13 protein-coding genes are annotated in these 13,336 nt (G+C 73.8%); 5 read left to right on the top strand and 8 right to left on the bottom strand.

The genetic code is table 11. The features are described from left to right. Nucleotides 1-308: 308 nt before the first annotated feature. The 4 genes from AKI01S_RS06805 to AKI01S_RS06790 form a co-directional block, all read right to left on the bottom strand. Nucleotides 309-899, bottom strand: coding sequence for a hypothetical protein (locus AKI01S_RS06805; RefSeq protein ID WP_067812958.1), 591 nt, complete (start codon nucleotides 897-899; stop codon nucleotides 309-311). Between the two features lie 65 nt (nucleotides 900-964). After that, nucleotides 965-1,525: a GNAT family N-acetyltransferase gene (locus AKI01S_RS06800; protein WP_169813918.1), complete on the bottom strand. Its 561-nt coding sequence runs from the start codon at nucleotides 1,523-1,525 to the stop codon at nucleotides 965-967. Between the two features lie 4 nt (nucleotides 1,526-1,529). Beyond that, the gene (locus AKI01S_RS06795) at nucleotides 1,530-2,750 is read right to left on the bottom strand and encodes an epoxide hydrolase family protein (RefSeq protein ID WP_083999056.1); all 1,221 of its coding nucleotides are present in this window, start codon (nucleotides 2,748-2,750) and stop codon (nucleotides 1,530-1,532) included. A gap of 27 nt (nucleotides 2,751-2,777) precedes the next feature. Further along, complete coding sequence (locus tag AKI01S_RS06790; protein ID WP_067812957.1) at nucleotides 2,778-3,953, bottom strand: ROK family transcriptional regulator; 1,176 nt, start codon at nucleotides 3,951-3,953, stop codon at nucleotides 2,778-2,780. A 42-nt stretch (nucleotides 3,954-3,995) separates the two neighbouring features. Here AKI01S_RS06790 and AKI01S_RS06785 point away from each other — a divergent pair, with 42 nt between their 5' ends. Both AKI01S_RS06785 and AKI01S_RS06780 read left to right on the top strand, forming a co-directional pair. After that, nucleotides 3,996-6,209, top strand: coding sequence for an HAD-IA family hydrolase (locus tag AKI01S_RS06785; RefSeq protein WP_169813917.1), 2,214 nt, complete (start codon nucleotides 3,996-3,998; stop codon nucleotides 6,207-6,209). After that, nucleotides 6,206-7,345: an MFS transporter gene (locus AKI01S_RS06780; protein WP_067812956.1), complete on the top strand. Its 1,140-nt coding sequence runs from the start codon at nucleotides 6,206-6,208 to the stop codon at nucleotides 7,343-7,345. Before AKI01S_RS06785 ends, AKI01S_RS06780 begins: the two co-directional genes overlap by 4 nt. Nucleotides 7,346-7,364: 19 nt before the next feature. On the opposite strand, the gene AKI01S_RS06775 is transcribed toward AKI01S_RS06780, so the two are convergent. After that, the gene (locus AKI01S_RS06775; RefSeq protein ID WP_067812955.1) at nucleotides 7,365-7,565 is read right to left on the bottom strand and encodes a hypothetical protein; all 201 of its coding nucleotides are present in this window, start codon (nucleotides 7,563-7,565) and stop codon (nucleotides 7,365-7,367) included. 99 nt (nucleotides 7,566-7,664) lie between these two features. On the opposite strand from AKI01S_RS06775, the gene AKI01S_RS06770 reads away from it, so the two are divergent. Beyond that, nucleotides 7,665-9,128 carry a M1 family metallopeptidase gene (locus AKI01S_RS06770; RefSeq protein ID WP_067812951.1) on the top strand — a complete coding sequence of 488 codons (1,464 nt, stop codon included), beginning with the start codon at nucleotides 7,665-7,667 and terminating at the stop codon, nucleotides 9,126-9,128. Nucleotides 9,129-9,281: 153 nt separating this feature from the next. Here AKI01S_RS06770 and AKI01S_RS06765 read toward each other — a convergent pair whose 3' ends face one another. Together AKI01S_RS06765 and AKI01S_RS50270 are read right to left on the bottom strand one after the other, a co-directional pair. Then, nucleotides 9,282-9,716, bottom strand: a complete 435-nt coding sequence (locus AKI01S_RS06765) for a DUF3592 domain-containing protein (protein WP_067812946.1) — start codon at nucleotides 9,714-9,716, stop codon at nucleotides 9,282-9,284. 111 nt (nucleotides 9,717-9,827) lie between these two features. Continuing rightward, on the bottom strand, nucleotides 9,828-10,499 hold the full coding sequence (locus AKI01S_RS50270) for an outer membrane protein assembly factor BamB family protein (RefSeq protein ID WP_157419703.1): 672 nt from the start codon (nucleotides 10,497-10,499) through the stop codon (nucleotides 9,828-9,830). A 306-nt stretch (nucleotides 10,500-10,805) separates the two neighbouring features. On the opposite strand from AKI01S_RS50270, the gene AKI01S_RS06750 reads away from it, so the two are divergent. Together AKI01S_RS06750 and AKI01S_RS06745 are read left to right on the top strand one after the other, a co-directional pair. Further along, complete coding sequence (locus tag AKI01S_RS06750; RefSeq protein WP_067812940.1) at nucleotides 10,806-11,303, top strand: DUF2975 domain-containing protein; 498 nt, start codon at nucleotides 10,806-10,808, stop codon at nucleotides 11,301-11,303. Continuing rightward, on the top strand, nucleotides 11,303-11,524 hold the full coding sequence (locus tag AKI01S_RS06745; protein WP_067812938.1) for a helix-turn-helix domain-containing protein: 222 nt from the start codon (nucleotides 11,303-11,305) through the stop codon (nucleotides 11,522-11,524). The genes AKI01S_RS06750 and AKI01S_RS06745 overlap by 1 nt, the downstream gene beginning before the upstream one ends. A 77-nt stretch (nucleotides 11,525-11,601) precedes the next feature. On the opposite strand, the gene AKI01S_RS06740 is transcribed toward AKI01S_RS06745, so the two are convergent. Then, nucleotides 11,602-13,167, bottom strand: coding sequence for an MFS transporter (locus AKI01S_RS06740; RefSeq protein ID WP_067812936.1), 1,566 nt, complete (start codon nucleotides 13,165-13,167; stop codon nucleotides 11,602-11,604). Nucleotides 13,168-13,336 lie beyond the last annotated feature (169 nt).

Below are 13,336 nucleotides of genomic sequence, written 5' to 3'. Positions count from 1 at the left end.
CCGCCCACGCTAGCAAGGCGAGCCGTGCCGGTCCGCCGGGTCAGCCGATCATGGTGAGTTCGCCCGGGACGTTCCAACGCTTCAGGTGCGCGAATGCGTGCTCGGTCCGGGTGGCGGATCGAGGTCGACCGGCCTCCGGCGGTGTCGTTGAGGCGGCCGACCGGCCTGGCCTCCCCGGCACCCGTGGGAGCTTGGCCGGAGCCGGAGCGGGCTTGGGACTTCGTGCGGATCGCCGGCCCGTCACCTCGCAAACGACCGCGAGCTCGCCGTGGTCTGGATCCGCTCTCCGAGAAGGTCCCGGCCGGTGGTCACTTGGCGTCGTCGTCCGCACTCCTGACGAGTACCGCGGCCATCTCCCGCAGCCTTTCCATCTCGTCGGTTCGGGCGATCGCCATGAGCTGCGGTTGGAGCTGCGGGTACTGCGCCATCGACGCCGCCCATATCCCGCCCTCGCGAACGCGCGCGTCGTCGTGCCGCAGGGCGTCGTCGATCACGGTGAAAAAGCGTTCGTCGAACTCCGTCGGAGCGCCGTACGCGGCCCGCTCCACCGCCTTGGCCACCTCGTCGGGATCAGAGGCGTTGCGCGCCTCGGCGAGAAGCTCGTCCAGCGACCAGGTGTCCAACCGCGCCTCGGCGCTCTCGAACGCCTCCCGCACCTCCCCGGCGTCGGCTCCGGTGAAGATCAGATACGACAGCCGGACATCCCAGTCGTCGTAGTGGGTCATCACGAGCCGCTGCCCGTCGCCCCACCACGAGACGCTGGAGGGCTCCTCGAACGGGTCGGGAGCCGAGACCGACACCTCACGCTGCGGCCAGCCCCACGCCGCCGCCAGCCGTTCCACCTGGCCGATGGCACGCCAGCCCCGCAGCAGCAACCGTCGCGAGCTCTTCAGGTCCACAGCCGTCGCCGTTCTCTTCGCCTTGGCAGCCCAGACGCATCACGCTATCGCGGGGCGCCGGCCGTTCACGCCCAGCCGGGATTCTGCCCGGGCCGGAAGGGTCCGTCGAGGTCGAGACGCCAGTCGTTGCTGCGTATCAGCCTGCCGCTGCCCCGCGGGTATTCGAAGTCGCAGACGCCGACGAGAGTGAAACCGAGACGGCGGCACAGGGCGTTCGACGGGGCGTTGTCGACCGAGGAGAACGCGTGCAGACGGCGAGGGGCACCGGGCGCGTGGGCGGCCTCGCGCACGATGTCGATCAGTGCGGTTCCGGCTGCGGCGGCGACGCCCCTGCCCCGGTAGGGCGGCAGGACGTTCCAGCCTGTCTCGTAGATCTCTTCGCCCTGCCAGTCGCGCCTGTGGTAGTTGATGCTGCCGACCGTCTCGTCACCGAGCCGCACGACGAACGCGCGGCCGAGACCGGCCTCGGGCATGGCGAGGTAGCGGCGGTGCCGGGCCAGCAGTTCGTCCTCTGACTCCGGTCCGCCGAGGTTGGTCCGCCTCAGGAGAGCGAGTGCGGACTCCGACCAGGGTTCAAGGCGCACGTCCATCCGGCACAGGCTGGCAGACCCCTCGGCGGCGAGCATCTCCTTATTTTGGGGGGCGCGGTCCGTACCGCGGGCGCCGCGTGTTCCACGCCTGCGGGATCGGGTGGTCGTACGGCTGGCGCAACGGGCGGAAGAAGTCCCGGATGTCGGTGACCAGCAGGTCCGGGGCCTCCATGGCGGCGAAGTGGCCGCCGCGGTCGAACTCCGACCAGTGCACGACGTCGTCGTTCCGTTCGGCGACGCGGCGGATGCCGGCGTCGCCGGGGAAGACCGCCACTCCGGTGGGGACGCGCGAGGGGCCCATCGGTTGTGACCAGTCCATCGCGCCGTCCTTGTACAGGCGCGCGGCCGAGCCGGCGGTGCCGGTGAACCAGTACACCGAGACGTTGGTGAGCATCTGGTCCCGGTCGACGGCGTCTTCGGGCAGGTCGGCGGCCGGGTCGGTCCATTCCTTGAACTTCTCGGCGATCCAGGCGAGCTGGCCGGCGGGTGAGTCGTGCAGGCCGTAGGCCAGGGTCTGGGGCCGGGTGGACTGGATGGCCGAGTATCCCGAACGGTCGGCGGTGTCGGTGTAGAGGCGCAGCCGGGCCCGCTCGGCCGGGGTCAGGCCGGTGAGGGCGCCGGGGTCTCCTTCGGGGAAGCCGAGTGCCCCGTTGACGTGGACGCCCACGACGCGGTCGGGGGCGATCCGGCCCAGCATGGGTGAGATCAGCGAGCCGGTGTCACCGCCCTGCGCGCCGTAGCGCTCGTAGCCGAGTCGGCGCATCCATTCGGCCCAGGCCCGCGCGATCCGTTCCAGCGTCCAGCCGGTGGTGCGGGTGGGGCCGGAGAACGCGAACCCCGGCAGGGACGGTGCCACCACGTGGAAGGCGTCGGCGGGGTCGCCGCCGTGGGCGCGCGGGTCGGTCAGCGGGCCGATGACCTTCATGAACTCCACGATCGAGCCCGGCCAGCCGTGGCTGAGGACCAGCGGCAGGGCGTCGGGTTCGGGCGAGCGCACGTGCAGGGCGTGCAGGTGCTCTCCGTCGATCACGGTCGTCACCTGGGGGAAGCGGTTGAGGGCCGCCTCGTGGACGCGCCAGTCGTATCCGGTCCGCCAGTACTCGGCCAGGTCCTTGAGGTAGTCGACCGGAACGCCGTGCGACCAGGCGGGGGCCGGGGCGTCGGCGGGCCAGCGGGTCCGGGCGAGCCGTGTGCGCAGGTCGTCCAGGTCGGCCTGCGGGACCGCGATGCGAAACGGCCTGAGCGTGGTGTCCTCTGCCATCGCTGCTCCTCGCGTAGGGGTGGTTCTCTAGTGGCGTTCGGCCCAGGCGGTCAGACCGGTCCCGGTGAGGAAAAGGTCCAGGGCGACGGCCGCGGCGCCGTGCAGGGCGCCGTCGTCGCCGCGCGCGGCCGCCAGCACCTTGGGCGGGGCCGCCCGGCGGAAGCGCATGAGTCCGCCGGTGAACGCCGAGTCGAACTCCGCTCCGGCCGCCGTCCGCAGCGGCCAGGCCAGGCCGCCGAGCGTGACCACGTCCGGGTCCAGGGCGTTGACGAGCCCGGCCAGGCCCCGGCCGAAGTCGGCGGCCGCGCGGGCGACCGCCGCCCGCACCCCGGTGTCGGGGGATGACAGGGCCGTCAGCAGGTAGGTGCGGGGGTCGGCGGGTTCGGGGTCGCCGAGGCGCCGGGCGATGGCCCGCCCGTCCACGTTCAGTTCCCAGCAGCCGGTCGCGCCGCACGGGCAGCGCAGCCCGGGATCGCCGAACGGGAGGTGGCCGAACTCGCCGCCCGCCCCGGTCGCGCCGTCGACCGGGCGGCCGGCGACCACCAGGCTGCCGCCGAGTCCGCCCTCGATCGTGACGTGCAGGGCGGTGGCGGCTCCGGCGGCGGCGCCGCCCCGCGCTTCGGCGACGCCCTCCAGGGTGGCGTCGTTGCCGATCACCAGCGGCAGGTCCCGGGCGAGCACGCCGAGGTCCACCGCGTCCCAGCCGAGGGTGGACGCCTGGACGACCTCGCCGTGCTGCACGGTCGCCGTGACCGCCGCCCCGACCGCGCGGACCCGGTCGCCGTACCGGTCGAGGACGCCGCGCACCCCCTCGGCGACCGCGCCGACCACGTCGGCGGGCGCGCGGCTGGCGTGCACGTCGGCCGCGACGATGCGGGGGGCGCCGTCGAGCGCGGCGACGGCGCAGCGCCAGTCCTCCAGCCGCAGGTCGACCACGGCGACGAGGGGGCCGTTCGGGTGGGGGGTGAGCACGGTGGTGGGGCGGCCCCGTCCCGTCGCGGGCGCCGGTGTCTCGGCGAGCAGTTCCAGGTCCCGCAGGCGCGCGGTGATGTCGGTGGCCGAGCCGCTGCTCAGGCCGAGCCGCTGGGCGACCGCCGCCCGGGTGACGCCGGGCGTGCGGCGCATCTCCCCCAGGACGGCGAGCGCGCCGCGCCAGCGCGCGTCCTCGGTCCGCAGGTGCTCGGGTCTTGCGGTCGGCGGCATGCCCCCTTTTATACTCGATGATCGAGTTTAATGGGAGGCGACATGCACGAGCGCGTGGATCTCCGCGCCATCCGGGCGGTGCTGCTGGACATGGACGGCACCCTCGTCGACTCCGACGCCTCCGTCGAACGCGCCTGGACCACCTGGGCCCGCGAGCACGGACTGCCCGCGGCGCCGGTCCTGGCGGTCGCCCACGGCAACCCGTCGGACCGCACGGTGCGGCACGTGCTGCCGCACCTGGACGAGGAGGCGGTCGCGGTCGCGGCGCAGCGGCAGCTCACCCTGCAGTACGACGACCTGTCCGACGTCGTCGCCGCCCGCGGCGCGGCCGACCTGCTCGCCGCGCTGGAGGAGCTGGAGCTGCCCTGGGCCGTGGTGACCGGCGCCGACCGGCGGCTGGCCGAGGTGCGGCTGGCGGCCGCCGGGATCGACCCGCCGCTGCTGGTCACGACCGACGACGTGCCCGAGAGCAAGCCGGCGCCCGACGGCTACCTTCAGGCCGCGGCCAAGCTCGGCGTCGATCCCGCGTCCTGCCTGGTGGTGGAGGACTCCGAACCGGGACTGGCCGCCGGGCGGGCGGCCGGGATGCCCGTCGCGGCGTTGCGCGGGTTGGAGGCGGGGCTGCTGCTGCCCGATCTGGGGCACCTGGCGCACCTGCTGCGCCGCGCGCGCGTGCGGCCGTGGTGGCGCGACGCCGTCGGCTACCAGGTGTACCTGCCGTCCTTCGCCGACGGCACCGGCGACGGCTGGGGCGACCTGCCCGGGGTCGGCGAGCGCCTGGACCACCTGGTGGACCTGGGCGTCGATGTGCTCTGGCTGACGCCGTTCTTCCGCTCGCCGATGCGCGACCACGGCTACGACATCGCCGACCACCGCGCCGTCGACGCCTCCTTCGGCGGCGACGGCGCCCTGGACGACCTGCTGGACCGGGCGCACCGCCGGGGCCTGCGCGTGCTGGGCGACCTGGTGGTGAACCACACCAGCGACGCCCATCCCTGGTTCGTCGCGGCCTCCTCCGGCCGCGACCACCCGTTGCGCGGCCACTACATCTGGCGCGACCCCGGCCCGGACGGCGGGCCGCCCAACAACTGGCTGTCGCACTTCGGCGGCCCGGCCTGGACGTTCAGCCCGGCCACCGGGCAGTGCTACCTGCACCTGTTCCGGCCCGAGCAGCCCGACCTCAACTGGCGCGACCCCTCCCTGGTCGCGCGGATCGACGAGGTCGTCGAGTACTGGCTCGCCCGGGGTCTGGACGGGTTCCGCATCGACACCGCCGCCTACCTGGTCAAGGACGCCGAACTGCGCGACAACCCGCCGCTGCCCGCCGACCGTCCGGGGCAGATGGGCGGGGTGACCGACGAGTGGCTCCGCCAGGACCACCGCCACGACATCCACCAGCCCGACGTGCACGCCATCCACGAACGCTGGCGGCGCATCGCCGACCGGCACGACGCGTTCCTGGTCGGCGAGGTCTACGAACTGGACCCCGTCGCGCTGGCGCGTTTCGTGGAGGGGGAACGGCTGCACTCCTCCTTCTGGTTCGGGCTGGTGGAGTCGGGCTGGGACGCCGAACGCGTCGACGCGATGCTCGCCGCCGCGGCGGCCGCCTCGCCCCGGCTGTCCTGGGTGCAGGGCAACCACGACAGGCCCAGGGCCGCCACCAGGTTCGGCGGCGGGCGGCGGGGCCGGCGCAGGTCGCTGGCGCTGCACGTGCTGATGATGGCGTTGCCCGGCACCGTCTGGCTCTACCAGGGCGAGGAGCTGGGCCTGAGCGACGGGCACGTCCCGCCCGGGCAGGGGACCGATCCGCTCGGCGCCGCGCAGCCCGAACGCAGCCGGGACGTCGCCCGCACCCCCATGCCGTGGCGGCCCGGCCCGGGCCTCGGCTTCACCGCCGGGACGCCGTGGCTGCCGGAGGGCGGGCGCACCGAGGCCGACACCGTCGCCGGGCAGGACGCCGACCCGGCCTCCCACCTGAACACCGTGCGCAGGCTGGTGGCGACGCGGCGGCGCCTGGCCGGCCTGCCGGCCGCCGCGCAGGAGGTGGACAGGGTCGACCTCGGCGCGGGCCTGTCGGCCTACCGGCGCGGCGGGCTCTGGGCGGTGGCGAACCTGCGCGACGCGCCGTCGGCCGAGATCGAGCTGCCCGCGCCCGCGGTGTTCGACAGCGACGACCCGGCCGTCTCCCCCGACCGGCCGCGCGACGGCCGGATGCGCCTGGCCCCGCAGCAGGCGCTGTTGCTGGCGGCGCGATGACCGGGGATCGCGTCGTCCGGCAGGTCGCCCTCGCGCAGGCGTCGCTCGGTTTCACCGTCAACAGCCTGGGCGCCTGCCTGGCGCTGCTCGCCGCCGACCTGGGCCGCCCGGCGGGGGAACTGGCGTGGCTGTCGTCGTCGTTCGGCGCCGGGCTGCTGGTGGCCGGCGCCGTGGGGCGGCGGCTCCTGCGGGTGGGGACGCAGCCGGTGCTGCTCGGATCCGCGCTGCTCGCCGCGGCCGGCACCGTCCTGCTGGGGACCGGGCGCGGCGCGGGCGCGGCGGCCGTCGGCGCGCTGCTGCTCGGCCTGGGAGCGGCCGGATTCGTCCTGGTCACGCCCGCGCTGCTGAGCGGCCCGGACGCCGCCGCGGCGCTGGCGCGCGCCAACGCCACCGCGAGCGCCTGCGCGCTGCTGGGACCGCCGGCCATCGGCATGCTCGCCATCGCGGGGATCAGCGGGCGCCTCGCGCTGCTGCTGGCCGTCCCGCCGCTGCTGGTCCTGGCCTTCGACGCCCGGCCCCGCGGCGGCGCGGTACCCGCGGCACCCGCGGACCCCACGCCGCCGGACGGTGATGTGGCGCGCGGCGCGGCGGCGTCCCGCCGGCGGATCGCGGCGGCCTGGGCCGCGATCGTGCTGGCGGTGTCGATCGAGTTCTGCTTCACGATCTGGTCGACGGCGCGGCTCCAGGCCGCCGGGCTGTCGGTGGGCGCCGCCGCCGCGGCGGCGACCGTCTTCCTGGTGGGGATGGCGGTCGGCCGGGCGGCGGCGGCGCGACCGGCCGCCCGGAACGTCCCGGTCGTCCGGCTGGGCTGCGGGCTGGCGGTGGCGGGCACGCTGGGCGTCGTGCTCGGCACCCACCCGGTTCCGGTCATCGCGGGGCTGGCGCTGGCGGGCCTGGGCGTCGCCGCGCTCTACCCGGTCACCCTCGCCCGCCTCGTCCGGACGCCCGGGCTGCTGCCGGAGCGTTCCGCCGCCTACGGGGCGCTCGCCTCGGGCACCGCCGTCCTGGGGGCGCCCGCGGCCCTCGCCGCGATCGACACCGCGCTCGGCCTGCGGTCGGCCTTCCTCCTGGCGGTGCTCCCCCTGGCGGCCGTGCTGGCCCTGTCGACCCCACGCCCGGCGCGCGAGACGGGATGAGGGGCTGTTCAGCTGAGCGTCAGGTGCGCGCCGTACGGCCCGACGGCGCGGCGGGCGGGGCGGTCGCACCGCCGGTGACCCGTGCCCGCGGCCGGTCGCGCCATCCGCCGCCGTTGTCGCCCCGCGCGCGTCTTCGGGTTTCGGCGGCGGGCGCGCGCAGGGTGGCGGAGCGCTCCCCCGCGTCGCCCGTCGCGGCCGGGGCCGGTTCCGCGGTGGTCACTCATGGTCGGCACGGTCGACATTCCCCGCCGCGCACGGTAATGATCATGACTGGATTGTCCGAAAGGTCATCGTTCGACTCCGACGGAGAGGCCATCCGATGGCGATTCCCAGGTCCACGCACCGGCTCCCGCTGGCGGTCGCCGCGGTCGGCGTGGCCGGTGCGGTCGGCGCCGCGGCGTTCGGGCCGCTCGCGCCCGCCGCCACCGCCGACACCCGGTACGAACCCGGCGCGGCCGGACTCGGCGACCCCTACTTCCCCGATCTCGGCAACGGCGGATACGACGTCGGGCACTACCACCTGAAGACCGCCTACGACCCCGACACCGACCGGCTCACCGGCACGGCCACCATCACGGCCACCGCCACCCGGAACCTGTCCCGGTTCAACCTCGACCTGTACAAGATGAACGTGCGGTCGGTGCACGTGAACGGTGCCGACGCCTCCTTCGCCCGCACCGGCGAGCGCGAGCTGGAGATCACGCCGCGCCGGGGTCTCCGGGAGCGGACCCCGTTCACGGTGGTCGTCCGGTACGACGGCGTGCCCCAGACACTGGGCGGCCCGATCGTGTTCGACCTGCCCTACGGGTTCCTGCACACCAGGGACGGCGCCACGGTCGTCTCCGAACCCAACGCCGCCTCCACCTGGTTCCCGGCCAACGACCACCCGCGCGACAAGGCGCTGTTCACGATCGAGACGACCGTGCCGCGCGGCCTGAAGGTGATCGCCAACGGACATCTGGTCAAGCGGTGGAGCGCCCGCGGCAAGGACACCTTCCTGTGGCGGGAGGACCGGCCGATGGCGCCCTACCTGGCGACCGCCTCGATCGGGCGGTTCAACGTCTCCACGACCACCACCGGCAAGGGCGTCCCGCAGCTCGACGCGGTCGACCCGGAGGTGGCGTCGGACCCCGACTCGTTCAGCACCCCGCGCCACACCACGCGGGCGACCGACGAGCTGGCCGACTACTTCGGCGCCTACCCCTTCACCAGCACCGGCTCCATCATCGAGAACAACGCCGTCCCGCCGCTCAACATCGACAACGCGCTGGAGACCCAGACCCGTCCCACCTACCAGAAGCAGCCCATCGAGAAGGGCGTGGTGCACGAGATCAGCCACCAGTGGTTCGGCAACAGCGTCTCGGTCCACCGCTGGAAGGACGTGTGGCTGAACGAGGGCTACGCGCTCTGGACGGAGAAGTACTGGGCCGAAAGGCACGGCGGCCCGTCCGCGCGGGCGGCGTTCCAGCAGTTCTACGACAACCCGCCGCCCATTCCGCCGGGGCGGCCCCCGTTCTGGGACATCGTGGTCGCCGACCCGACCCGCGACCAGATGTTCCACCGCGCGGTCTACTTCCGCGGCGGGATGGCCCTGCAGGCGCTCCGGGAGAGGATCGGCGACGAGCGGTTCCTGCGGCTGACCCGCACCTGGCTGGCGGACAACAAGTACGGCACCGGCTCCACCGAGGAGTTCGAGGCGCTCGCCGAGAAGGTCTCCGGACAGGATCTCGACCGGTTCTTCACGGTGTGGCTCCACACCCCGGGCAAACCCGCTGCCTGGTGACCACCGGCATCCTGCGACCGGCGCGCGGCCCGATGACGGAAGGGTCCGTGCGGCCCGGCTGAACGAGCAGCTCCAGGCCCCGACCGCCACGGCGGTCGGGGGCTTCGCCGTTCATCTCGATGGCCGACGAACGCAGCCCTCTGGTCGGCCTTGTCAGGGATGCGCGTCGGGGCGGGTGCGGTAGGCGGCCATGCCCGACAGCACCGTCACGACTGCGGTCAGGGCGCACCAGGGCAGTAGCTCTGCGGGCCTCTGGTCGTATCGGACGCTGCTCGCCGGCCGTTCGGGGTCGTAGACGACGCCCACCTCGGTTCCCACCTCGGCCCCTGACTCGAAGTAGCGCTTCTTCTCAGAGGCCCGGACCCTGCGGCCGTCGCCCGTGGTGAACTCGAAGACGACGGACGCGCTCCTGGCGTTGCCGTCCTCGACCTCCAGGACCCGCGCCGTCGCCCGCGCCATCCCCAGGTCCCGCACCCAGCCCGAGACGGAGGCGCCACCCCAGATGACGGCGAACATCCCGGTGGTGCAGGCGACGACGACGCACAGGACATAGACGGGGCGGTAACGCGGTGAACGGGTTGCGGGCACGCCCCTACGACGATTAGTGCCGGCCTTTGGTTCCGCCGACAAAGGACCGGTGTCGCCGCAGGTCAGTGAGGCCGAGCACACCAGAGGGGCGGGCCCGGCGCGTCACGTTCGTCAGCGCGGCGCCACCACTCCGGCGTCGGTGCGGACGCAAAGCATCCGGTCCCCCACCACGACGGCCGCGCCGCCTTCGTCGTAGCCGTCGGACGGCTCCTCGACGAACGCGTGGGGATGAGAGATCGCCGCACCCGCCTCGGCGGTCCACACGACGCCTCCTGTGGCGGCGTCGAGCGCGTGGACCTCACCCAGGCCGGTGGCGGCGTACACCATGCCCCCGCTCACCGGGGACGTCGACGGTGTGCAGGACCAGGTCCGCGTCCGCTTCCATGGACGCGGCCGGCTCGCCGCACAGCGCGGGGTCGAGCCGATGGCACCAGCGGTCCTCGCCCGTGCGGGGATCCAGGCCGACGATCTCCAGCGCGTTCCAGGGCCCCGGGCCGTGGCCCTCGTCCAGGTGGCCCCGGTCGCGGGGCAGCCACACCAGCCCCTCGACCAGACGGGCGTCAGTTCCGGCAGGCGGAACGCCCTGACCTCGGCGTTGAGCCCGTGCGCCAGGAACAGGTCGCCGACCACGGTCGGGCAGCCGTGGTCGAGCTTCTGGATGAGGTCTCCCGAGCGCGCGTCGCGTACGTGGAGCCCGCCCACCGCCTCGACGAAGACCCGGCCGTTCCAGGTCGCCGGGGTGAGGGAGAACGCCGCGCCGTGCTCCCTCCGGTCCTCCGCCAATGTTCGGCACCGGTCCGCGCGTCGAAGGAGTACACGTTGCCGCCCGCATCGGCCACGATCAGGGCGTCGTCCACCGGCAGTGGTGACGCGACCACCGGGGCCGCCGTGGGGTCGTCCATGCCTTCCTCATCGCGGTGCGACCTCCCGGTGCTGGTGTGGGCCGTGCGTCGACCCCGGAATCCCGTGCCGCCCACGCAAGGTCATCATGGCCGACCAGGCGGGCGGCCGGGCCCGCCAGCTGCACCCCCTTGCCTCGTCTATCGAATATCGATAGATTTCAATCGTTGTTCGATGGAAGGAGAGGCGATGGGAAAGCTGACGGTGCTGGCGCTGCGCGCCGTGCTCGTGGCGTTGCTCGCCGGCTCGGTGTTCGTGCAGACGGTGATGGTGTCGCTGCTGGCCGTCGACCTGAGGCAGCTCGACGCGGACATGGCGCACCTGCGCACCCCGTTCCTTGTGATCACGGTTCTGGGGATCGTGACGATCCAGGTCGTCCTCGTCTGCGTGTGGCGGCTGGTGACGATGGTCCGGCGCGGAACGGTGTTCTCCCCCACCGCCTTCCGGTACGTGGACGTCGTGATCGGCGCGTTCGTGGCGGCGTCCCTGCTGGTGTTCACGCTCGGGGTGCTCCTGGCGCCGGGTGAGGCCGTGGCCCCGGGCGTCGTGCTGCTGTTGGGCGGGTTCGCCGTGGGGGTGCTGGGGGTCGCGCTCATCGTGCTCGTGCTGCGGATGCTGCTCGCCCAGGCCATCGCGCGCGATGCCGAGGCGGCGCGGATGCAGGCCGAGCTGGACGAGGTGATCTGATGCCGATCGTCGTCGACATCGATGTGATGCTGGCCAAGCGGAAGATGTCGGTGGGCGAGCTCGCGGACCGCGTCGGGATCACCCCCGCCAACCTGGCGGTGCTCAAGAACGGCCGCGCCAAGGCGGTGCGCTTCACGACGCTCGCCGCGCTCTGCGAGGTGCTGGAATGCCAGCCGGGAGACCTGCTGCGCTGGGAGGCCGATGGCGCCGAGGAGGGGTGACGCCTGCCGCCGGTGATGGGGGACGCGGCAGGAGCGGCCCGTCCCTCAAGGCCGGGCCGCCCCGCCCACCAGGCAGATCAGGGAGCGTTCGCGGCGGTGGCCGGCGCCTCCGCCGAGGGAGCCTCCTCCGGCTCCTGGCCGCTGGGCGGTATGTGGCGGAGCAGCACGATCGCGGTGACGGCCAGCGCCGTGACCATGACCGCCGCCATGCCGCTCGCGACGTTCAGCCCGCTGGTGAACGCCTCCCGCGCCGACCCCAGGACATGGGCGGGCAGGTCCCCGGCGCCGGCGAGCGTGTCGCGGACGGTGTCGGCGACCGGCGCGGGAAGGTCCCCGGGCAGGGCCTCGCCGATCTCATCGCGGTACACGGCGGTGACGACGCTGCCCAGTCCCGCGACACCCAGCGCGATGCCGAACTCCATGCCCGTCTCCGACATCGCCGCGGCCGCCCCCGCCTTCTCCGGCGGCGCCGACCCGACGACCAGGTCCGTGCCCAGCGCCATCATCGGGCCGATGCCGGTGTAGATCAGCACGAAACCGGTCAGCAGCAGCGGCAGCCCGCCGACGCTGGTCACCTGGGTGACCAGGGCGTATCCCAGCGCCGACAGCAGCAGCGCGCCACCCACGACGTGACCGGGACGCACCCGCCGCGTGAGCGCGGGCGTCAGCGAGGACGCCACGATCAGCGTCGCGGCGGCGGGCAGCAGCCACAGCCCCGCCCGGATCGGGGACAGGCCCGCCACCAGCTGGAGGTACTGCGTGATGAACAGGTACAGGCCGCCCATCAGGCCAAGGCCCAGCAGCAGCACCAGCAGCGCGGCGCTGAACGCCCGGTCGGCGAACAGCCGCAGGTCCAGCAGCGGTTCGGCCAGCCTGCGCTGGCGCAGCACGAACACCGCTCCGAACACCGCGCCGACCAGCAGCGCCGCCACCGCGGGGACGTCCGCGCCGCGTTCGGCCAGCCGCTTGATCCCGTAGATCACCGGCAGCACCGTCACCAGCGACAGCACCACGCTGGCCAGGTCGATCCGGCCCGCCTCCGCGTCCCGGTACTCGGGCAGCAGCAGCGGCGCCGCCACCAGGAGCACCACCATCACCGGCACCGCGAGCAGGAACACCGACCCCCACCAGAACCACTGCAGCAGCGCGCCGCCCACCACCGGACCGACGGCCACGCCCATCGAGAAGCAGGTCACCCAGATACTGATGGCGACCCCGCGCTGCCGGGCGTCCTGGAACATGTTGCTGATCAGCGCCAGGGTCGAGGGCATCAGCGTGGCGCCGGTGACCCCCAGCAGCGCGCGGGCCGCGATCAGCATCTCCGGACCGGTGGACCACGCGGCCAGGGCCGAGGCGAGACCGAAGCCGAACGCCCCGGCCATCAGCAGCCGGCGGCGGCCGACGCGGTCGCCCAGCGACCCCATGATCACCAGAAAGCCCGCGATCATGAAGCCGTAGATGTCCACGATCCACAGCAGCTCGGTGCCGCTGGGCCCAAGGTCGGCGCTGATGCGCGGGACCGCCAGGTTCAGCACGGTCGCGTCGAGGGCCAGCAGGATCGTGGGCAGCGTGAGCACGAAGAGCCCGAGCCACTCCCGGGGCCCGGCCCTGCGCTCCGCCGGGGCCTGGGGTCGTATCGTCATGCCAAACCTTCCCGAGTTCGTGAACCGCCCACCACGGGGACAGCCGGAACGGAACGGCATGGCGCCGCCCCTCCGGCGGATGGGCACACCCCAGCCTGCGACGGGACACTCACGCGCCACTCACACCGCACTCACCAGGCACTCTCGGCCGGCTCCCGACGCGTCCCAG

This window comes from Actinomadura kijaniata NBRC 14229 (assembly GCF_001552175.1).
Classification (GTDB): Bacteria; Actinomycetota; Actinomycetes; order Streptosporangiales; family Streptosporangiaceae; genus Spirillospora; species Spirillospora kijaniata.
Note: the sequence above shows the minus strand (reverse complement) of the source record. Positions and strands in the feature narration are given on the sequence as shown.